This is a genomic window from Janibacter sp. CX7 (assembly GCF_024362365.1).
Classification (GTDB): Bacteria; Actinomycetota; Actinomycetes; order Actinomycetales; family Dermatophilaceae; genus Janibacter.
Window position 1 is genome coordinate 1539427 of sequence record NZ_CP101464.1, and the last position, 20531, is coordinate 1559957.

Genomic DNA, 20531 nt, shown 5'->3' on the forward strand with positions numbered 1-20531 from the left:
ATACAAAAGTCAGTATTTGAAAGAACTAAAGTCCTGCGTGGTTGAATGACGCGGTGCCCGCCCCCTCCGCGCCCGCCACTGCCGGGGAGGTCCTCGCACTCATCCGCGAAGGGCGAGCGACGACCCGAGGCGATGTCGGTCGGGTCACCGGGCTCTCCCGCACCGCCGTGACCGCTCGGCTGACCGCGCTCCTCAGGGCCGGGCTGCTCGTCGAGACAGTCGTCGAACCCTCGGGAGGTGGCCGCCCGCCGGCGCGCCTGACCTTCAACTCGGACTTCGGGGTCGTCCTCGCCGTCCCGCTCGGACGGAGCCGGACCCAGGCCGCGGTGTGTGCCCTCGACGGCGAGGTCCTCGCCGCCACGGCCTTCGACCACGCCGACGGGGCATCGCCGGAGGAGATGATGCCGCGGATCCTCGGGGCACTCGAGGAGCTCCTCGCATCGATCGACGTGCCGCCGGAACGAGTCCGGGGCATCGGGGTCAGCCTGCCCGGCACCGTCGACACCGAGCGCGGCATGAGCCTGTCCTCGCCGATCATGCCCGGGTGGGACGGCGTGCCGCTCGCCCCCTTCTTCGACGCCTACGGGGAGGCCCCGGTACGCGTCGAAAACGACGCGACCGTCCTCGCCCTCTCGGAGGCCGACGGCCACCGTCGGCGCTTCGACGACTTCGTCGCCCTCAAGGCCTCGACCGGGATCAGTGTCGGCATCTTCGGCGGAGGGCGCCTCCTGCGGGGCGCTCTCGGCGCGGCCGGGGAGATCGGGCACACCCGCACCCCGGCGGCGGCGGGACGCACCTGCCGGTGCGGTGGCACGGGCTGCCTCGAAGCCGTCGCGGGCGGCTGGGCGCTCGTCCAGGACACGGTGGCCGCGGACCGTCCGGTGGCCCACGTGCGCGAGCTCGTCGCCAGGGCCATCGAGGGCGACGCCGCCGCGCGTCGGCAGCTGCGCGAGAGCGGACGGCGGGTCGGCGAGGTGCTGTCCGGGGTCGTCAACCTGCTCAACCCCGGGGCGGTCGTCGTCGGTGGCGACATGGCTGCGGGCTACGACTTCTTCGTCGCGGGACTGCGCGAGACCCTCTACGCGGAGGCGACGGCACTCGCGACGCGGGACCTCGAGATCCTGCCGAGCACGCACGGGCAGGAGGCCGGAGTCGTCGGCTGCGCCCAGCTGGCCCTGAGTGAGGTGCTCCGACCCGAGCGGGTGGACCGCTACCTCGCGCGGGCGGGGTCCTGAGGGCTCGCGACACGCGCTTGCAGCAAGTTGCAGATCTCTTGCACGGCAACTTGCGGCTGCGTTACCGTCGGTCGGCACTCACCCCGACCGAGAGAGACCGATGACCCACCCCGCACCCACCGCACCCACCGCGCCCGCCTCGGCCGCCCCCTTCGCCCACGAGGACGCGGCCGACTGGTACCGCGGCGCCGTCATCTACCAGGTGTACCCGCGCAGCTTCGCCGACAGCGACGGTGACGGCATCGGTGACCTGGCCGGCATCCGCGCACGGCTGCCCTACCTGCGGGACCTCGGCGTCGACGCCGTGTGGATCTCGCCCTTCTACGCCTCACCCCAGGCCGACGCCGGCTACGACGTCTCCGACTACCGCAAGGTCGACCCGGTCTTCGGTGACGCCGCCGACGCGGAGGGGCTCGTGCGCGATGCCCACGAGCTCGGGCTGCGGGTCATCTTCGACATCGTCCCCAACCACTGCTCCGAGGAGCACGAGTGGTTCCAGCGGGCCCTCGCCGAGGGGCCCGGCTCCGCCAGCCGCGCGCTCTTCCACTTCCACGAGGGGCGGGGCGAGGCCGGCGAGCTGCCGCCCAACGACTGGGAGTCGATCTTCGGCGGGCCGGCGTGGACCCGCGTCGAGGACGGCGAGTGGTACCTGCACCTCTTCGCCCCACAACAGCCGGATCTCAACTGGGACAACCCGGTCGTGCGCGAGGAGTTCCGCTCCGTCCTGCGCTTCTGGCTCGACCTCGGGGTCGACGGATTCCGCGTCGACGTCGCCCACGGCCTCGTCAAGGCACCCGGCCTGCCGGACATCGGTCGGACCGGTCAGGTCGGCCTGCTCGGCAACGCACCGATGCCCTTCTTCGACCAGGACGGTGTCCACGAGATCTACCGCGACTGGCGGCGTGTCCTCGAGGAGTACCCCGGTGAGCGAGTCCTCGTCGCCGAGGCGTGGACCCCGACCATCGAGCGGTCGGCGTGCTACGTCCGCCCCGACGAGATGCACCAGGCCTTCAACTTCACCTACCTCGCGACGGACTGGGACGCCTGCGCCCTTCGCGAGGTCGTCGACACGACGCTCGAGGCGATGCGGCGGGTGGGCGCCCCGGCGACCTGGGTCCTGTCCAACCACGACGTCACCCGGCACACGACCCGTCTGGGCAACCCACCCGGCTCGGGGACCCAGATGGTGACGCCCGGCGACCCGGTCCTCGGCCTGCGCCGCGCCCGGGCCGCGACGCTCCTCATGCTCGGCCTGCCCGGCTCCGCCTACCTCTACCAGGGGGAGGAGCTCGGCCTGCCTGACGTCACCGACCTGCCCGACGAGGTCCGCGCCGACCCCTCCTTCCACCGGGCGGCCGGGCAGGAAGGCTTCCGGGACGGCTGCCGCGTGCCCATCCCGTGGTCCGGGACGAGCCAGCCCTACGGCTTCGGCCCACGAGAGGGCGGCCCGAGCTGGCTGCCGCAGCCGGACGCGTGGCGCGAGTTGAGCGTCGAGGCCCAGACCGGGGTCGCCGGGTCGACCCTCGAGCTCTACCGCTCCGCCCTCGACGTGCGCCGCGAGCAGCCCTCGCTCGGAGCCGGCGACGAGGTCGAGTGGCTCGACGCGCCCGACGGCGTCCTCGCCCTGGTCCGGCGCGGCGAGGACGGCGCGCCCGTCGTCGTCACGACGAATCTCACGAGTGAGGAGGTCCGCCTCCCGCTGCCCGGGGGCCTCCTGCTCGCATCGGCGGAGCTCGCGGTCGACGGCGACGAGGCCGTGCTGCCGGCTGACACGACCGCGTGGTGGCTGGGCTAGATGACCGAGTCGCGCCCGGGAGCGCGTCTCGCCGACGTCGCTGCACACGCCAGGGTCAGTGAGGCGACGGTCTCGCGCGTCCTCAACGGTCGGGCGGGCCCCTCCGCGTCGACGCGACAGGCCGTCCTGGCCGCGCTCGACGTGCTCGGCTACGAGCGACCCCGCCGGCCCAAGGAGACGAAGGCCGGTCTCGTCGGGCTGATCATGCCGGAGCTGAGCAACCCGATCTTCCCGGCGATCGCCCAGGTCATCGAGCAGACCCTCGCGAGACACCGCTACATCCCGGTGCTCGGCACACAGACCCCGGGCGGGTCGACGGAGGACGACCTCGTCGAGGTGCTCATCGCGCGCGGCGTCGACGGGATCATCTTCGTCTCCGGCCTGCACGCCGACATGACGGCCGACCACGAGCGGTACGCACAGATCGCGGCGCAGGGCATCCCCTTCGTCCTCGTCGACGGGTACAGCGAGCGGATCTCGGCCCCCTTCGTCTCGGCCGACGACGCCGCGGCCATGGAGATGGCCGTGAGCCACCTCGCCGAGCTGGGCCACGAGCGAGTGGGTCTCGCGCTGGGGCCCGAACGGTTCGTCCCCGTCGCCCGCAAGGTCGCCGGGTTCGCCGACGCGATGCGCCGCAGGGGCCTCGACGCAGGCCACGTCGAGCACTCGCTCTTCACCCTGGCGGGTGGGCAGGCGGCCGCCGGTGCGCTCCTGGACCGGGGGTGCACGGCGATCGTGTGCGGCAGCGACATCATGGCGCTGGGCGCGGTCCGTGGCATCCGTGCCCGTGGGCTCTCGGTGCCCGAGGAGGTCTCCGTCGTCGGCTTCGACGACAGCCCGATGGCGGCCTTCTCCCATCCCGCACTCACGACGCTGCGCAAGCCGGTCGAGGCGATGGGGACCGCAGCGGTCGACGCGTTGCTCGACGAGATCGGCGGCAGCACGGCCCACCGCGCGGAGTTCCTCGTCCAGCCCGAGCTCGTGCTCCGCGGGTCGACAGCGCGGGCACGCTGACGCGACTCGACCCCCGGATTCTGTCGGGAGCGGAACTCTCACCGCAGCGCCGCCGGCCAGTCCTACGCTGAGGCATGGCCGAGTCAGCCCAGACCACCCACCGCGAGGCGACCCCCTTCGAGCGGGCGCTGCTCCAGCGACGACGACGAGCAGCCGAGCCACTGTGGCGCGATGCCCTGGGCGAGCAGCTCCGGCGACGACGCCACGAGCGTCGCGACACCCTCGACGACACGGCCACCCGAGCGGGGATCTCCCCCCAGTACCTCTCGGAGATCGAGCGCGGGCTCAAGGAGCCGTCGAGCGAGATGATCGCCGCGGTCGCCGGCGCGCTCGACGTCACCCTCCTCGACCTCACCCTCTCGGTGGCGGCGTCGCTGCAGGCGCCGGCCAGGGCGCGGGGGAGCGCGTCCACCCTGGCCCTGGCCGCCTGACGCTCACCGCACGTCCATCACCTCGTCGACGATCCCGAAGTCCTTGGCGGCCGCGGCGGTGAGGACCCGAGTGCGGTCGGTGTCGCGCCGCAGCTGCTCCGGCGTGCGGCCGGTGGCTCGGGCGAGGATGCCCTCGATGTCGGACCGCACGCGCACCAGCTCGTCGGCCTCGAGGATGAGGTCGGGGATCGGGCCGCGCCCCTGGGTCGACGGCTGGTGCAGCACCACCCGGGCGTGGGAGAGCGCTGCGCGCTTGCCCGGCGCGCCCGCCGCGAGCAGGACTGCACCGACCGAGATCGCCTGTCCCACACAGGTGGTCGCGACGTCCGGGCGGATGTAGCGCATCGTGTCGTGGATCGCGAGCATGGCGCTGGGGTCGCCCCCTTCGCAGTTGACGTAGAGCTGGACGTCGCGGTCGGGGTCGACCGACTCGAGGTGGATCAGCTGCGCGATGAGCGCGTTGGCGACGCAGGCATCGATGGCGGTGCCGAGGTAGATGATCCGCTCGGTGAGCAGGTGCGAGTAGACGTCCATGATCCGCTCGCCGCGCGGGTGCTGGGCGATGACGTTGGGGATCGGGTAGGTGCTCATCGGTTGCTCCCGACGAGTCCGCCGCGGAATCCCGTGGGCGCGCGGCCGCCCGGGACCACGTCGTCGAAGCTCGCGACGATCTCGTCCACGAAGCCGTAGTCGAGCGCCTCGGTCGCGCTGTACCAGCGGTCACGAAGGGAGTCCTCGAAGACCCGCTCGAGTGGTTGCCCGGTGTCGCCGGCGATCAGGCCGAGCACCGTGTCGCGGGTGTGCCGCAGGTCGTCGGCCTGCAGCTCCACGTCGACGGCCGTGCCGCCGATGCCGGCCGAGCCCTGGTGGAGCAGGATCCGTGAGTGCGGCAGAGCGCGTCGCTTGCCCGGGGTACCCGCCGAGAGCAGGAACTGGCCTGCGCTGCAGGCGATCCCGAGCGCCAGCGTGCTCACGTCGTTGGGCACCAGCCGCATGATGTCGCGGATCGCGAGCATCGCGGGGACGGAGCCGCCGGGGGAGTGGATCCACAGCGCGATGTCACTCGTCGGGTCGTCGGCGGCCAGCGACATCAGCTGGGTCATCAGCAGCGTGCCGTTGTCGTCGTCGAGGACGCCGTCGAGGACGAGGACTCGCTGTCGCTGCAGCTCTCGCCGGGTGCGGTCGTCGAAGGAGGTGGGTGTCGGTGTCTCGCTCATGGGTCCACCGTCGCGCGGCGCAGCGCGCCCGGCGGCACGAATCCGCCTGCGGCGGATCCGCCCACAGCAGAGGGGTCTAGCCTGCGGAGGGTGAGCACCGCGACTGCCGCCCCCACCATCTCCACCGTCGGCGAGCTGCGCGCCGCCGGCCACGAGGCCAAGCCCCTGCGGATCGAGATCCGCGACAACCTCCTGGCCCGCCTGCGTGCCGGGGAAGACCCCTGGCCGGGGCTGCACGGCTACGAGGACACGGTCATCCCGCAGGTCGAGCGGGCCCTGCTCGCCGGGCACGACATCGTCCTGCTCGGCGAGCGCGGTCAGGGCAAGACCCGCCTGCTGCGCACCATCGCCGGCCTGCTCGACGAGTGGACGCCGGTCATCGAGGGCTCGGAACTGGCGGAGCACCCCTTCGAGCCGATCACGCATGCCTCCCGCCGGCGGGCCGAGGCCGAGGGTGACTCCCTTCGCATCAGCTGGATGCACCGCGACGAGCGCTATGTCGAAAAGCTCGCCACCCCCGACACCTCCGTCGCCGACCTCATCGGCGACGTCGACCCGATGAAGGTCGCCGAGGGACGCTCGCTCGGCGACCCCGAGACGATCCATTTCGGGCTCATCCCGCGCAGCCACCGCGGCATCGTCGCGATCAACGAGCTGCCCGACCTCGCGGAGCGGATCCAGGTGGCGATGCTCAACGTCATGGAGGAGCGCGACATCCAGATCCGCGGCTACGTCCTGCGCCTGCCGCTGGACGTGCTCGTCCTCGCGAGCGCCAACCCCGAGGACTACACCAACCGCGGGCGGATCATCACGCCGCTCAAGGACCGCTTCGGCGCCGAGATCCGCACGCACTACCCGCAGGAGCTCGAGGCCGAGGTCGCCGTCACCCGGCAGGAGGCGCACCTCGTCGCCGAGGTCCCCGACCACCTGCTCGAGATCCTCGCCCGGTTCACCCGCAACCTACGGGCCTCCTCGTCCGTGGACCAGCGCAGCGGCGTGAGCGCCCGCTTCACCATCGCCGGGGCCGAGACCGTCGCCGCGTCGGCCTTGCACCGCGCGGCACGTCAGGACGAAGGGGAGGCCGTCGCCCGCATTGTCGACCTCGAGGCCGCGGTCGAGGTCCTCGGCGGCAAGATCGAGTTCGAGAGTGGCGAGGAGGGCCGCGAGCAGGAGGTCCTCACGCACCTGCTGCGCACCGCCGTGGCCGACACCGTCCGTCACCTGCTGCGCGGCATCGACCTCGGCCCGCTCGTGGCCGCGATCGAGGACGGCGCGGAGGTCGCGACCGGCGAGCAGGTCACGGCGCGTGACGTCCTCGACGCACTGCCGGCGCTGGGGGAGGCGCAGGTCTACGAGGAGCTCTTCGACCGGCTCGGGGCCACGAGCGACGGCGAGCGGGCCGCAGCCGCCGAGCTCGCGCTCGAGGGCCTCTACCTGGCGCGCAAGGTCGGCAAGGACTCTGCTGGGGGCGAGACCGTGTATGGCCAGTAGCCGCAGTCGATTTCGTCGCTACGCCGGGGGTGACCCGCTCGCCCCGCCCGTCGACATCGCCGAGGCGCTCGACGACATCGGCGAGCGGGTCATGGGCGGGTCCTCGCCCGAGCGGGCGCTGCAGGAGCTGCTGCGCCGGGGCACGTCCGACCAGATCGGGCTGGACGAGCTGTCCCGACGCATCCACGAGCAGCGGCGGGAGCTGCTGCAGCGGCACAACCTCGACGGCACCCTCCAGCAGGTGCGCGAGCTGCTCGACCGGGCCGTGCTCGAAGAGCGGGGGCAGCTGGCCCGGGACGTGCAGATGGACGACACCGACCGGGCCTTCGCCGAGATGAGGCTCGACGGGCTCCCTTCGTCCACGGCGGCGGCGGTGAGCGAGCTGCAGGACTACTCCTGGCAGTCCTCGCAGGCGCGGACCGACTACGAGCAGATCAAGGACCTGCTCGGCCGCGAGGTGCTCGACCAGCGCTTCGCCGGCATGAAGCAGGCGCTGGAGGGGGCCACGGACGAGGACCGTGCTGCCGTCGGGGAGATGCTGCGCGATCTCAACTCCCTGCTCGAGAAGCACCAGCGCGGCGAGGACACGCCGCAGGACTTCGACGACTTCATGGCCGAGCACGGGGAATTCTTCCCCGAGGGACCCCAGGACATCGACGAGCTCGTCGACGCGCTGGCCCAGCGAGCCGCCGCAGCCCAGCGGATGCTGGCCTCGATGACGCCCGAGCAGCGCCAGGAGCTCATGGAGCTGTCCGCGCAGGCCTTCGGCTCGCCCGACCTGATGGAGGCGCTGGGGCGGCTCGACGGCAACCTGCAGGCCATGCGTCCGGGAGAGGACTGGAGCGGGTCGGAGCGCTTCGGCGGTGACCAGGGGCTGGGCCTGGGCGACGGGACCGGGATGCTCCAGGACATCGCGAGCCTCGATGCCCTGGCGGAGCAGGTGTCGCAGACCTACGGCGGAGCACGACTCGACGACATCGACCTCGACGCCCTCGCCCGGCTCCTCGGTGAGGACGCCGCTGTCGAGGCCCGCGCGCTCCGCGAGCTCGAGCAGGCCCTGCGTGGCAGCGGGGCGCTGCGCCGGGATTCCGAGGGACACCTGCGGCTGACGCCCAAGGCGATGCGGCAGCTGGGCAAGGCCCTGCTGCGTGACATTGCGCAACGCATGTCCGGCCGTCAGGGCCAGCGCGACCTGCGACAGGCGGGCGCGGCGGGGGAGCGCTCGGGCGCGACCCGGCCCTGGGCCTTCGGCGACACCGAGCCGTGGGACATCCCGCGCACCGTGCTCAACGGCGTGCTGCGCCGGGCGGGTGCCGGCGCCGACGGTGGTCGGCTCATCACGACCGAAGACATCGAGGTGGCCGAGACGGAGGCGCGCACCCAGGCCGCCGTCGCGCTGCTCGTCGACACCTCCTTCTCGATGGCGATGGACGGACGCTGGGTGCCGATGAAGCGGACCGCGCTGGCGCTGCACACCCTGATCCGCACCCGCTTCCGCGGTGACCACCTGCAGCTGATCGCCTTCGGTCGGCACGCGCGCGTCATGGAGATCGAGGAGCTCACCGCGCTCGACGCCTTCTGGGACAAGGGGACCAACCTCCACCACGGCCTGCTCCTGGCACACCGGCACTTCCGCAAGCACCCCAACGCGCAGCCCGTGCTGCTCGTCGTGACCGATGGCGAGCCCACCGCCCATCTCGAGCCGCACGGGGAGACCTTCTTCGACTACCCGCCGCACCCCCTGACGATCGCGCGGACGGTGCGCGAGCTCGACGCGGTGAGCCGGCTCGGGGCGCAGACGACCTTCTTCCGGCTCGGCGAGGACCCGGGTCTTGCCCGCTTCATCGAGTCGCTCGCCCGGCGGGCGGACGGCCGGGTCGTGGCGCCCGAGCTCGACGACCTCGGCGCTGCGGTCGTCGGCTCCTATCTCGGCTCACGGCAGCCGGGCCGCGGAGACGAAGGGGGCGGCTACGGCGGCTGGTTCGGCGGCCGGGGCTTCTGGTTCGACCAGTGATGCCCGCCGCGACGGCGGGCCGGGGGCCGGTGCTGACCGATACGCCGTTGCTCCGTACGACGAACGGTTCGGCGTACGGAGCAACGGCGTACTGCGAGTGCTGAGAGGGCAGCCTCGACCCGTGTGGCTCGTCGTACGGAGCAACGGCGAAGTGCACGGGGCCGAGGGGGCAGCCTCGACCGATGCCGCTCGTCGTGCGGAGCAACGGCATGGCGCGCCGGAGCCCCGGTGGGTGTGTCAGGGCACGAGGTAGTCGGAGTCGCGCGCGTCGGTGATCGCCATCATCCCCGGTGCATGCCCGATGGCGAACGGCGGGCGGGACTGCATGATCGCCGCCTGCGGGGTCACGCCGCAGGCCCAGAAGACCGGGACCTCACCGGCGCGCACGGGCACAGCGTCGCCGAAGTCCGGCGACCCGAGGTCGCGGATGCCGAGAGCGGCAGGATCGCCGACGTGGACGGGCGCGCCGTGCACCGCGGGGTAGCGCGAGGTCACGCGGACCGCGGTGGCGACCTGGTCCGCAGGCATCGGCCGCATCGACACGACGAGCGGCCCGCCGATCTGGCCCGCCGACCGGCACTGCCGGTTCGTGGAGTACATCGGCACGTTGCTGCCGACCTCGATGTGGCGCACGGGTGCCCCGGCTTCGAGCAGCGCCGCCTCGAAGGTGAAGCTGCACCCGACGAGGAAGGCGACGAGGTCGTCGCGCCACACGTCGCGGACGTCGGTCACCTCGGCGACGAGCTCGCCGTGCTCGTAGACCCGGTAGCCGGGCAGATCCGTGCGCAGGTCGCCGTCGAAGATCGAGCAGGCCACCTCGCCCGGCTCCGTGACGTCGAGGACGGGGCACGGCTTGGGGTTGCGCTGGGCGAAGAGGAGCACGTCATAGGCCTGCTCGCGCGGCACCGCGATGAGGTTGGCCTGCGTGTAGCCCGCGCTCCAGCCGGAGGCCGGGACGGACAGCCCGTCGCGAAATCGCGCACGAGCCTCCATGGGGGACAAGGCGGCCGGGACGAGGTCAGCCACGGCGAACACTCCCTTCGAGCTCGAAGCGAAGGCGCTGGCCCGGCTGTGCCTGGGCCGCGCGCCCGATGTCGGCGGCGATGACGACCCCGATGACGGGGTAGCCACCGGTCACCGGATGATCGGCGAGGAAGAGCGTGGGCTGCCCGGTCGGCGGCACCTGGAGAGCTCCGGGCACCATGCCCTCGCTGCTGAGCTCACCCTCGCGGGCGCGCTCCAGCCGCGGCCCGGACAGGCGCATCCCGACCCGATCGCTCTCCGAGGTCACCTCGTACGTGCCGCCGAGGAGGGCGTCGAGGGCCGTGGGCTCGAACCAGTCGTCCCGCGGTCCGGGGACGACCCGCAGCCGCACCTCGCCGGTCGTCGGCGCGGCGACCGGCGCCAGGTCGACGAGCGGCACGGCGAAGGGAGCCCGTCCCACGGGCAGCAGGCTGCCGGGGGAGGGCACCGCCGGGCCGAGTCCGGCGAGGGTGTCGGTCGAGCGGGAGCGCAGCACCGGCTCGACGTCGATCCCACCGCGCACGGCGAGATAACTGCGCAGCCCGGCCGCCGCCGCCCCGAGCCGCAGCCGCGCCCCGTCCGGCAGCCAGGTCACCGCCGCGTGGCCCACTGGGACCCCGTCGACGGTCGCGGGGGTGGTCGCCCCCGTCACGGCGAACCACGTGCCGCCGACGGACCGCACCTCGAGCCCGCCGAAGGTGACCTCGAGGGCCGCGGCCCCCTCCCGGTTGCCGAGCAGCCGGTTGGCCAGCCGGAGCGAGCCCGGGTCGGCGGCGCCGGACCGGCCCACGCCCAGCCCGGCGAGCCCGACCCGGCCGAGGTCCTGGACGGTCGTCTGCGGCCCGGTCGCGAGGACCTCGATCGCCCGCGTCCCGGCCCCGGCCCGGGCCGCCGTCCCGGTCACCGCCCCGGTACTCACGACGACACCTCGACGTAGCGCACCGTCGTGCCGGGCACGAGCAGCGCCGGGGGCTCGCGGCCGATGTCCCACACCTTGAGCGTGGTGCGGCCGATCAGCTGCCAGCCTCCCGGGGACTCGCGCGGGTAGACGCTCGCGAACTCGCCGGCGATCGCCACGGACCCGGCCGGCACGCGCGTGCGGGGGTTGTCGCGTCGCGGCACCCGCAGCCGCTCGTCCCCGCCGATCATGTAGCCGAAGCCGGGCGCGAAACCGCAGAAGGCGACGGTCCACGGAGACCCGGTGTGTGCCTCGATGACGCCCCGCTCGCCGAGCCCGGTGATCCGACCCACCTCGGCCAGGTCCTCACCGTCGTAGACGACCGGGATCTCCACCTCACCCGTCGTGGCCCGCTCGTGGCTGCCGACGGTGACGCCCGAGACCTGCCGCGAGATCCGCTCCACGTCGGTCGCCCTCGGGTCGATCGTCACGAGCAGCGTCGACGCGGCCGGCACGAGGTCGATGACCCCCTCGGGCAGGTCCTCGTCGAGCTGGGCGTAGAGCGAGAGCACCTCGTCGAGGTCGCCGAGCTCGACGAGCAGCGCGGTGTCACCCGCGGGCATCAGCCTCATGCCGCCCCCAGGGCGAAGGGAGTGAGCCGCACCCCGGCATCCTCGAGCCCGGCGCGCACACGCCGGGCGATCTCGACCGCACCGGGGCTGTCGCCGTGCACGCACAGCGACCCGGCGGGGGCCGGCACGACGCTGCCGTCGACGGCGACGACCTCTCCCTTCGTCGCGATCCGGATGCACCGCTGCGCGATCTCGTCGGGTTCGTGGAGCACGGCGCCGGCCTCGCGTCGCGAGACGAGGGTGCCCTCGGGGGTGTACGCCCGATCGGCGAAGGCCTCGCCGACCGTCGTCAGGCCGGCCTCGCCGGCCAGCCGCAGCCAGGCCGAGCCGGGCAGGCCGAGGACGGGCAGCGTCGGGTCGTACTGCACGACGGCCGCGACGACCGCGGCGGCCTGCTCCTCGTGGTGGACGATGGCGTTGTAGAGCGCCCCGTGCGGCTTGACGTAGCGCACCCGCGTCCCGGCGACCCGGGCGAAGGCCTCGAGCGCGCCGATCTGGTAGAGCACGTCGTCGGTCAGCTCGGCCGGTGCGATGTCGATGAAGCGTCGCCCGAAGCCCGCCAGGTCCCGATAGCCCACCTGGGCGCCGATGGCGACGCCCCGGGCCGCGGCCTCCTCGCAGCTGTGGCGCAGCACCGACGAGTCGCCGGCATGGAATCCGCACGCGACGTTGGCGCTCGAGACCACCTCGAGCATCGCGTCGTCGTCGCCGAGGGTCCAGCGGCCGAAGCTCTCACCGAGGTCGGCGTTGAGGTCGATCTGCATCATCTGCTCCTGTCGTCGTACGTCGTGGTCGGTCCCGGGACTCACTGCTCCCAGAGGTCGACGATCCCGCTGAAGGACTCGTAGCCGAGGTAGATCGTCAGCAGCCACACGACGAGCCCGACGTAGGCCAGGACCTTGGGGTAGCGGTAGCCGCCGAGCAGGTCCCGCCGCATGAGTGCCACCCAGATGAGGATGCCGAAGCCGAAGGGGAGGATGAGGCCGTTGAGCGCACCGGCGAGGACGAGCAGCGTCGCCGGAGTCTGCCCGAGGGAGAGGTAGATGGCTGCGGAGAAGATGATGAAGCCGACGACGACCCACTGCGCGTGCCGCTTGATCGTCTCGCTGAAGGTCGTCAGGAAGCTCACCGAGGTGTACGACGCCCCGATGACGCTCGTGATGCTCGCGGCCCAGAGGATGACACCGAAGATGTGCAGACCGACCTTGCCGAGTGCCGACTCGAAGGCCACGGCCGGAGGGTTGTCGACCCCGACGAGGTTCACGCCACCGACGACGACTCCGAGGATCGCGAGGAAGAGCAGTGCACGCATGACGCCGGTGACGAGGATGCCGGTGATCGAGCCGCGGCTGATCTCGGCGACGCGCTCGGGGCCGGTGATGCCGGAGTCGACGATGCGGTGGGCGCCGGCGTAGGTGATGTAGCCGCCGACGGTGCCGCCGATGAGGGTGGTGATGATGAGGAACTCGACCTTGTCGGGCATCACGGTCTGCTTGAGCGCCTCGCCGTAGGGCGGCTCGGTCGCGACGGCGGCGTAGGCGACCATCGCGATCATCAGCACGCCGAGGACGACGACGATCCGGTCCATGGCCACGCCGGCGCGCTTGCTGACGAAGATGCCGATGGCGACGAGGGCGGAGATCGCACCGCCGATCTTGGCGTCGACGCCGAGCATCGCGTTGGCGCCCAGCCCGGTCCCGCCGATGTTGCCGATGTTGAAGACGAGCCCGCCGAAGACGACGAGTCCGGCGAGGACGTAGCCGAAGCCGGGGATCACCTTGTTGGCGAGGTCCTGGGCGCGCAGGCCGGAGACGCCGATGACGCGCCAGACGTTCAGCTGCACGGCGATGTCGACGATGATCGAGATGACGATCGCGAAGGCGAAGGCTGCGCCGAGCTGCGCGGTGAAGACGGTGGTCTGGGTGATGAAGCCCGGGCCGATCGCGCTGGTGGCCATGAGGAACATCGCCCCGAGGAGCGCGCCCTTCGTGGCCGTGGCGGCCGTGCCGGGGGGCTTCACCGATCCGGCGTCGTGGGTGTCGGGGCTGGGAGCCTGCGTCATCGGGGTTCTCCTGTCGCTCACGGGACCACCTCAGTGTGCTCCCGATCAGCCAAAGTAGCGATTGTTCAACAATCCCGCAATACCCCTATCGGCTAGAGTCGCCGCAGACCGGTGACGAAGGGGTGAGCGGGATGGCGGACGACTGGGTCGCGGCGCTGGAGGCGCAGCGAGAGCAGATGGAGCGCGCGAGTGCGACCGACAAGGTCGCCGATGCACTGCGGACGCGGATCACCGAGGGCGATCTGCGCCCGGGGGTGCGGTTGTCCGAGGAGCGCATCGGGCGAGCGCTCGGCGTCTCCCGCAACACGTTGCGCGAGGCCTTCCACCTCCTCGGTCACGAGGGTCTGGTCGTCCGTGAGTTCAACCGCGGGGTCTTCGTCCGGTCGCTCGATGTCGACGACGTGCGCGACCTCTACGCCTTCCGGCGGGTCCTCGAGACCGCGGCCGTCCGCCGGCTGGCCGAGCGGGGCGGCGACCTGACCGCCGTCCGTGCCGCCGTGGACGAAGGGGGGCGCGCCGCGGCCGACGAGGACTGGCGGGCGCTGGGCTCGGCCAACATGCACTTCCACGCCGAGCTCACCGCCCTGGCGGGGATCCGGCGACTCGACGAGGCGATGCGACAGGTCCTCGCGCAGATGCGCCTGGTTTTCGCGACGATGGACGACCCCCGCACCTTCCACCAGCCCTACCTCGCCCACAACCGTGTGCTCGTCGAGCTTCTCGACGCCGGCCGGTGGCCCGAGGCGGAGCAGTCCCTGCTCGACTACCTCGCGACGGCAGAGAGCCAGCTCCTGGCAGCCATGGCCGCCTGAGCGCCGGGTGCAGTTTGCCGGCGCGGAGGGTTGGGTACGTCCCCTTCGTCCCGACGACGAAGGAGCACCTGATGATCGAGGCAGAGATCGCCCGAAGAGCCGCGCAGCTGGCCAACGGCCCCAAAGGGGGATTCGCCGCCCAGCAGCAGCAGCTGCCCGGCGAGACCCGCGAGATGGACCCCCTTCCCGACCACGGTGAGGACAGCTGGGTCGGCGCCGAGCGCCTCAAGGGGATGCGCGCGCTCATCACCGGTGGCGACTCGGGCATCGGTCGGGCCGTCGCCATCGCCTTCGCGCGGGAGGGAGCAGACGTGGCGCTGGGCTACCTGCCGCAGGAGCAGGACGATGCCGAGGTGACGGCTGACTGGGTCCAGCAGGCGGGCCGCATCGCCATGCTCTGCCCGGCGGACATCACCGAGCGCACCGCGTGCGACGAGGTCGTCGACACAGCGGTCGACGGCCTGGGTGGGCTCGACGTCCTGGTCAACAACGCCGGGGTGCAGATGGCCCGTGACGAGGGCTTGGAGGACATCAGCGACGAGCGCATCGACCGAGTGATGCGGACCAACCTGCACGCCCTCTTCTGGCTGACGCGGGCGGCGCTGCCGCACCTCGGGCGAGGTTCGAGCATCATCAACGTCAGCTCGATCCAGGCCTTCGAGCCCTCGACGTCCTTGCTCGACTACGCGGCGACCAAGGCGGCGATCAACAACTTCACCGTCAACCTCGCTGCCGAGGTCGGGTCCCGGGGCATCAGGGTCAATGCCGTTGCCCCGGGACCGATCTGGACACCGCTCCAGCCGGCCACCCAGAGGAGGGAGAAGATCGAGGCCTTCGGTGCGGACACCCCCTTGGGCCGTGCCGGCCAGCCAGCCGAGGTGGCCGGGGCCTTCGTCTTCCTCGCCTCCCCGCGGGAGGCGAGCTATGTGTCGGGCACGGTGCTCGGCGTGACCGGCGGCAAGCCGGTCTTCTGACGGGGTCAGGCGGGCGCGGAGCCCCGAGCCCGCGCCGCGCGGCTGCGCACCGCGAGGAAGCCACCTCCGACGAGTGCGGAGACGAGCGAGCCGAGCAGCACGCCGATCTTGACGTGCTCGTCGGCGACGCTCGCGGCGCCGTAGGCGAGCTCGCCGACGAGCAGCGAGACGGTGAAGCCCACACCGGCCACGAAGCCCATGCCGATGATGTCCGGCCAGCGCAGCGACTCGTCGAGCTGGAAGGCCGGAAGTCGGCTCAGCAGGAAGGTCGTGGCGGTGATCCCGATCGGCTTGCCGAGGAAGAGCCCGGCGATGATGCCGAGGGTGATCGGGTCCTGCATCGCGGTGCGGAAGCCGTCGAGCCCACCCACGGTGACCCCTGCCGAGAAGAAGGCGAAGACCGGGACCGCGACCAGCGTGGTGAAGACACCCCACTGGTCGGCGAGGTAGGCCGTCAGGCCGTCGTAGACGGGCGTCCCGTCCTCGTCGGTCGAGCTCTGCACCCGAGCCCGCTGGGTGGCGACGACGGGGACGGTGAAACCGAGCAGCACGCCGGCAACCGTCGCGTGGATGCCGGACGCGTGCACGAGCGCCCAGGTGAGTGCGGCCAGGGGGGCGAGGAGCCACCAGGTGATGACCCCGCGCTGGACCAGCAGCGCGAAGAGGGCGAGCGGCACGAGCGCGAGGAGCAGCCACTGCAGCTGCAGTCCCTCGGCGTAGACGATGGCGATGATCGTGATGGCGATCAGGTCGTCGACGATCGCCAGGGTCAGCAGGAAGACCCGCAGCGCCGGCGGCAGGTAGCGCCCGACGACGGCGAGCACGGCGACGGCGAAGGCGATGTCGGTGGCGGTGGGGATCGCCCAGCCGCGCATCGCCCCCTCGGAGTCGGAGGACAGGGCGATGGCGGCGAAGATCAGCGCCGGCGTGACGACGCCGCCGAAGGCGGCCGCGATGGGCAGGGCGGCCTGCCTCGGGTTGTGCAGCTTGCCCGCGACGAACTCCTCCTTGAGCTCGAGGCCGACGACGAAGAAGAAGATCGCGAGCAGACCGTCAGCGGCCCACTCACCGATCGTCAGGTCGAGGTGCAGCGCGTGCGGGCCGACGGTGAAGTCGCGGACCGCGGTGTAGAGATCAGCGGCGGGAGTGTTGGCCAGGAGGAGGGCGACGACGGTCGCGCCGAGCAGGAGCGCTCCGCCGACGGCGTCGCTCTGCGCCGTGGCGTGCACACCGCGCCACAGCTCGTGGGGAGCCAGACGGCTCGTGGTTCGGGGGGTCTGGGACATGCGTGACGACCTTGTCTTGCGAAGGGAGGTGGGCTGGTGGCGCCGTGTGGCGCGTCAGCCGCTCGGCGGCGGGCAGCCGGCGATCTCCCCGTGGGCATTGGTGCCCCACGTGCTGATCCAGCCATTGGTCCCGGGATGCCGCACCGTGCGCATGTGCGCGCGCATGCGCGCCGCCTCCGCGAGGAGGCGGGGCTGCGCGGCGGTGCGCGACTCGGGACCGGTCACAGGCTGAGTCTAGGGATGGACGAAGGGAGGTGACCGGCGGGCTCGCCGCGGTCACCTCCCTTCGCGCTGCTGCCGTGCGTCAACGGCCGCAGGCGTCCATCGCTGCCTGCTCCTCGGCGATCGCGTCGGAGCCGAAGTCCTCCGGCTCGGACTCGGGGATGTCGGTGCCGTGGAGCGAGGCGCCGGCAGTCTCCTTGACGAAGAGCATCGCGATCATGCCGATGACGCAGGCGCCCATCATGTAGGCCGCGGGGAACTCGAGGAAGCCGGTGGCGTCGACGGCCGCCTCGTTGATCGTGCCCGCGGTGCCACCGAAGGCCGCCGTGAAGACGTTGTACGTCACGGCGAAGCCGGCGAACCGCACGTGGGCGGGGAACATCGCGGGGAAGGTCGCCGAGATCGTCGACAGCTGCGGGATGTAGAGCAGGCCGAGGACGGCGAAGCCGACCACCGCGCCGACGAAGCCGGTGCCCATGAGGAAGTACATCGGCAGCGCGAAGACGAAGAGGCCGATGAGCGAGAACCACCACATCGGCCGGCGGCCGGTGATGTCGGAAAAGTGGCCGCAGAAGGGCAGGATCAGCATCATCAACAGCTCGCCGACGATGATGACGATGAGCGACTCGTTGTCGCCCAGACCGATCTTGGTCTGCAGGTAGGTCGGCATGTACGTCAGCAGGGTGTAGTTGACGACGTTGAGCGGGATGACCAGACCGGCCATGGTCAGCATCGGCTTCCAGTACTCGACCATGAGGTCACGCAGACCCTTGGTGGCCGACTGCTCGCTCTCTCCGGCGTCCTCGAGGTCGGCGTAGACGGGCGTCTCGTCGAGCTTGGAGCGCAGGTAGAGGCCGATCGCGCCGAGCGGCCCGGCGACGAAGAAGGGAATGCGCCAGCCCCAGTCCTCCATGGCGGCCTCGCCCAGGACGAGCTGCAGCACGAGGACGACGGAGGCACCGAGCGCGAAGCCACCGAGCGTGCCGAACTCGAGGAAGCTGCCGTAGAGGCCGCGGCGCTTGTCCGGGGCGTACTCGGCCATGAAGGTCGCGGCGCCGCCGTACTCACCACCGGTCGAGAAGCCCTGGATGAGACGCAGGATGATCAGCAGGATCGGCGCGCCGACGCCGATGGTCTCCGCGGTCGGCAGCAGGCCGATGCAGAAGGTCGCGGCCGACATCATGATGATCGTCATCGCGAGGACGCCCTTGCGACCGAGGCGGTCGCCGAGCGGGCCCCAGAAGAAGCCGCCGAAGGGGCGGGCGATGAAGGACACGGCGAGGGTGGCCATCGTCAGCAGCGTGGCGTGCTCGCCCGGGAAGAAGTGTGTGCCGATGTAGGTCGCGACCACCGCGTAGGCGCCGTAGTCGTACCACTCGGTGGCATTGCCCATCGCCGAGGCGGCGACGGCCTTGCGGATCGTCCGTCGGTCCGGCAGGTCCTCGAAGGCCGTGGCGCCGGATGCGCCTTCGGCAGCCGGATCACCAGCCGTGCTGTGCGTGCTCATGGATCTCCTTGGGTTGATCTTTTCCGCGCCGTGGCGCGGCTTTGCACGTCTCCCGACGTTACGTAGATCCACTCCGTGTCGCCATTCGAAACGCCGTGACCAGGGGTGGAGCGGTCTCTCAGGTCCCGGACCCCGGGGCGCGGCCACCGACGACGAAGGGGAGGACCACGAGAGATCCGAGGACGAGCAGGGTCATGGCGCCACCCACCGCGAGCGCCGCGGCCCGTCCGACCACGACATCGAAGACGAAGGTCGCGATCCCGGCGACGAGCAGCGAGACGAGGCCGAGGACGACTCGGGCAATCGCGTGCCCGGCGGCGACGACCCGGTCCTTGCGGCGCCATCTGAAGACCCGTCGGTGGATGGCTATCGGCGCGACGAGCGCGGTCGTCGTGGCCGTCGCGAGGAGGACGAGCGCGAGGTAGAGGCCGCGCTGGAAGGAGTCCAGGTCGGCGAAGGCCGACTGGAAGGGCAGGGTCAGAAGAAAACCCCCGAGCACCTGCACCCCGGTCTGCAGGACGCGGAACTCCTGCAGCAGGTCGTTCCAGTTGCGGTCGGCCCGTTCCGCGGGAGTCTCGTGGCGGTCACCGTCCCCGGCGTGCACGTTCATCACCCCATCCTGCCCCGGGGGGACGACACATGGGGGCAGCGGTGCCGGGTAGGGGCAGGGGACACCCGAATCTGACGACAGGAGCAGAGCATGACGTCCGCAGACGAGCAGGCCACACGCAGCATCGCAGTACTGGTGGCGCAGGAGGGCATCGAGCAGGTCGAGCTCACCGGCCCGTGGAAGGCCTTGGTGGAGGGCGGCTGGGACCCGGTGCTCATCGCCCCTGACGCCGGCGAGGTCCAGGCCTTCGAGCACCTCGACCGCGCCGACACCTTTCCGGTCGACCGCACGGTCGCCGACGTGACGGTTGGGGGGTTCGCCGGACTGCTGCTCCCCGGAGGCGTGGCCAACCCCGACGCGTTGCGCACCGACACCGCGGCGGTCGACCTCGTGCGCGAGTTCGTGGAGGGGGGACGACCGGTCGCGGCGATCTGCCACGCGATCTGGATGCTCGTGGAGGCGGACGTCGTCCGGGGGCGGACCGTCACCTCGTGGCCGAGTCTGCAGACCGACGTGCGCAATGCCGGCGGCACGTGGGTGGACCAGGAGGTGGTCACCGATGGCTCGCTCGTGACGAGCCGCAAACCCGACGACCTACCGGGCTTCAATGCCGTGGTCCTCGACGTGCTGGCTGCGGTCGGCTGAGCGAGCTGGCCGCGCTGCCTGGCTCGGCGAGGTGGTGACCCGGCAGAGGGCATCCGCCGAGACGACCGGGAGGCGGAACTCGTCGCGGAGCACGTCCAGGGCCAGCTCGTGCAGCTCGGGTCGGTGCGAGGCGATGGCGTCGCGCACGAGCACGACCTCGAGATCGGCGGCAAAGGCGTGGGCTGCGGTGAGGTACACGCACGTGTGCGTCGAGACGCCCACGAGGACGACCGCCTGGACGGCGAGTTCGTCGAGGACGTCGGTGAGTGGCGTGCCCACGAAGGCGTCGTCGCGCGTCTTGACGACTCGCACGGCCCGGGACAGGTCGAGCTCCGCGATCGTGGACGAGTGGGCATCGCCTTCGAAGAGGAAGCCCTGATCGTCCTCGCACATGGTGGTCGTCCACGTCGACCGGTCGCGCTGGTGCTCGGTGACCACCGAGACCACGGGCAACCGCTCGGCGTGGGCCCAGCACAGCACCTGACGGCAGCGGGTGACGACGGCGTCCCGGCACGCGGCGAGTGCGAGGTCCTCGAAGAAGGCCTCCTGCAGGTCGACGGTCAGCACGGCCGTGCGCTCGAGGGGTGCACGCCACAGGGCGTGATCGGGCAGTGGCTGTCCATGGGGCCCGTGTACCCCGCAGGGAACCGAACATGCTGCTCT

The 20531-nt window shown here is 71.7% G+C and carries 21 protein-coding genes; 9 read left to right on the top strand and 12 right to left on the bottom strand.

Features of this window, described 5'->3' with window-relative positions; all coding sequences use genetic code 11:
• The first annotated feature begins 53 nt into the window (after positions 1–53).
• From NMQ01_RS07520 to NMQ01_RS07535, 4 genes are all read left to right on the top strand, one after another.
• Entirely contained in the window at positions 54–1235 is a 1182-nt protein-coding gene (locus tag NMQ01_RS07520; protein ID WP_255186230.1) for an ROK family transcriptional regulator, read from the top strand.
• 100 nt (positions 1236–1335) lie between these two features.
• On the top strand, positions 1336–3030 hold the full coding sequence (locus NMQ01_RS07525; RefSeq protein WP_255186231.1) for a glycoside hydrolase family 13 protein: 1695 nt from the start codon (positions 1336–1338) through the stop codon (positions 3028–3030).
• Positions 3031–4044: a LacI family DNA-binding transcriptional regulator gene (locus tag NMQ01_RS07530; RefSeq protein ID WP_255186232.1), complete on the top strand. Its 1014-nt coding sequence runs from the start codon at positions 3031–3033 to the stop codon at positions 4042–4044.
• A 74-nt stretch (positions 4045–4118) separates the two neighbouring features.
• Positions 4119–4475, top strand: a complete 357-nt coding sequence (locus NMQ01_RS07535; protein ID WP_255186233.1) for a helix-turn-helix domain-containing protein — start codon at positions 4119–4121, stop codon at positions 4473–4475.
• A 3-nt stretch (positions 4476–4478) separates the two neighbouring features.
• On the opposite strand, the gene NMQ01_RS07540 is transcribed toward NMQ01_RS07535, so the two are convergent.
• Together NMQ01_RS07540 and NMQ01_RS07545 are read right to left on the bottom strand one after the other, a co-directional pair.
• Positions 4479–5066, bottom strand: coding sequence for a ClpP family protease (locus NMQ01_RS07540; RefSeq protein WP_255186234.1), 588 nt, complete (start codon positions 5064–5066; stop codon positions 4479–4481).
• Positions 5063–5692, bottom strand: a complete 630-nt coding sequence (locus NMQ01_RS07545) for a ClpP family protease (RefSeq protein WP_255186235.1) — start codon at positions 5690–5692, stop codon at positions 5063–5065. The genes NMQ01_RS07540 and NMQ01_RS07545 overlap by 4 nt, the downstream gene beginning before the upstream one ends.
• Before the next feature lie 90 nt (positions 5693–5782).
• On the opposite strand from NMQ01_RS07545, the gene NMQ01_RS07550 reads away from it, so the two are divergent.
• Together NMQ01_RS07550 and NMQ01_RS07555 are read left to right on the top strand one after the other, a co-directional pair.
• The gene (locus tag NMQ01_RS07550) at positions 5783–7183 is read left to right on the top strand and encodes an AAA family ATPase (RefSeq protein ID WP_255186236.1); all 1401 of its coding nucleotides are present in this window, start codon (positions 5783–5785) and stop codon (positions 7181–7183) included.
• The gene (locus NMQ01_RS07555) at positions 7173–9197 is read left to right on the top strand and encodes a VWA domain-containing protein (protein ID WP_255186237.1); all 2025 of its coding nucleotides are present in this window, start codon (positions 7173–7175) and stop codon (positions 9195–9197) included. The genes NMQ01_RS07550 and NMQ01_RS07555 overlap by 11 nt, the downstream gene beginning before the upstream one ends.
• A gap of 237 nt (positions 9198–9434) precedes the next feature.
• On the opposite strand, the gene NMQ01_RS07560 is transcribed toward NMQ01_RS07555, so the two are convergent.
• The 5 genes from NMQ01_RS07560 to NMQ01_RS07580 are packed head-to-tail and all read right to left on the bottom strand — an operon-like array spanning position 9435 to position 13812.
• Positions 9435–10190 (bottom strand): putative hydro-lyase, encoded by a 756-nt coding sequence (locus tag NMQ01_RS07560; protein WP_255186336.1) that lies wholly within the window; start codon positions 10188–10190, stop codon positions 9435–9437.
• Positions 10191–10215: 25 nt separating this feature from the next.
• Positions 10216–11139 (bottom strand): biotin-dependent carboxyltransferase family protein, encoded by a 924-nt coding sequence (locus tag NMQ01_RS07565; protein ID WP_255186238.1) that lies wholly within the window; start codon positions 11137–11139, stop codon positions 10216–10218.
• A complete protein-coding gene (locus NMQ01_RS07570; RefSeq protein ID WP_255186239.1) occupies positions 11136–11750 on the bottom strand; it encodes an allophanate hydrolase subunit 1 in 615 nt (204 codons plus the stop codon). Before NMQ01_RS07570 ends, NMQ01_RS07565 begins: the two co-directional genes overlap by 4 nt.
• Complete coding sequence (locus NMQ01_RS07575) at positions 11747–12517, bottom strand: LamB/YcsF family protein (protein ID WP_255186240.1); 771 nt, start codon at positions 12515–12517, stop codon at positions 11747–11749. The genes NMQ01_RS07570 and NMQ01_RS07575 overlap by 4 nt, the downstream gene beginning before the upstream one ends.
• A gap of 38 nt (positions 12518–12555) precedes the next feature.
• Positions 12556–13812: an NRAMP family divalent metal transporter gene (locus tag NMQ01_RS07580; RefSeq protein ID WP_255186337.1), complete on the bottom strand. Its 1257-nt coding sequence runs from the start codon at positions 13810–13812 to the stop codon at positions 12556–12558.
• A gap of 131 nt (positions 13813–13943) precedes the next feature.
• Here NMQ01_RS07580 and NMQ01_RS07585 point away from each other — a divergent pair, with 131 nt between their 5' ends.
• Together NMQ01_RS07585 and NMQ01_RS07590 are read left to right on the top strand one after the other, a co-directional pair.
• On the top strand, positions 13944–14624 hold the full coding sequence (locus NMQ01_RS07585) for a GntR family transcriptional regulator (protein WP_255186241.1): 681 nt from the start codon (positions 13944–13946) through the stop codon (positions 14622–14624).
• 71 nt (positions 14625–14695) lie between these two features.
• A complete protein-coding gene (locus NMQ01_RS07590) occupies positions 14696–15598 on the top strand; it encodes an SDR family oxidoreductase (RefSeq protein WP_303708354.1) in 903 nt (300 codons plus the stop codon).
• Between the two features lie 5 nt (positions 15599–15603).
• On the opposite strand, the gene nhaA is transcribed toward NMQ01_RS07590, so the two are convergent.
• The 4 genes from nhaA to NMQ01_RS07610 all read right to left on the bottom strand — a co-directional run bounded on the left by nhaA (position 15604) and on the right by NMQ01_RS07610 (position 19223).
• Complete coding sequence (gene nhaA / locus NMQ01_RS07595; RefSeq protein ID WP_255186242.1) at positions 15604–16884, bottom strand: Na+/H+ antiporter NhaA; 1281 nt, start codon at positions 16882–16884, stop codon at positions 15604–15606.
• Between the two features lie 54 nt (positions 16885–16938).
• Positions 16939–17109 carry a hypothetical protein gene (locus NMQ01_RS07600; RefSeq protein ID WP_255186243.1) on the bottom strand — a complete coding sequence of 57 codons (171 nt, stop codon included), beginning with the start codon at positions 17107–17109 and terminating at the stop codon, positions 16939–16941.
• Positions 17110–17188: 79 nt separating this feature from the next.
• A complete protein-coding gene (locus tag NMQ01_RS07605; RefSeq protein ID WP_255186244.1) occupies positions 17189–18613 on the bottom strand; it encodes an MFS transporter in 1425 nt (474 codons plus the stop codon).
• A 118-nt stretch (positions 18614–18731) separates the two neighbouring features.
• Entirely contained in the window at positions 18732–19223 is a 492-nt protein-coding gene (locus NMQ01_RS07610; RefSeq protein WP_255186245.1) for a DUF6328 family protein, read from the bottom strand.
• 90 nt (positions 19224–19313) lie between these two features.
• Here NMQ01_RS07610 and NMQ01_RS07615 point away from each other — a divergent pair, with 90 nt between their 5' ends.
• Positions 19314–19868 (top strand): type 1 glutamine amidotransferase domain-containing protein, encoded by a 555-nt coding sequence (locus tag NMQ01_RS07615; protein ID WP_255186246.1) that lies wholly within the window; start codon positions 19314–19316, stop codon positions 19866–19868.
• On the opposite strand, the gene NMQ01_RS07620 is transcribed toward NMQ01_RS07615, so the two are convergent.
• On the bottom strand, positions 19818–20435 hold the full coding sequence (locus NMQ01_RS07620) for a cysteine hydrolase family protein (RefSeq protein ID WP_255186247.1): 618 nt from the start codon (positions 20433–20435) through the stop codon (positions 19818–19820). The two genes, NMQ01_RS07615 and NMQ01_RS07620, sit on opposite strands and share 51 nt — an antisense overlap.
• Positions 20436–20531 lie beyond the last annotated feature (96 nt).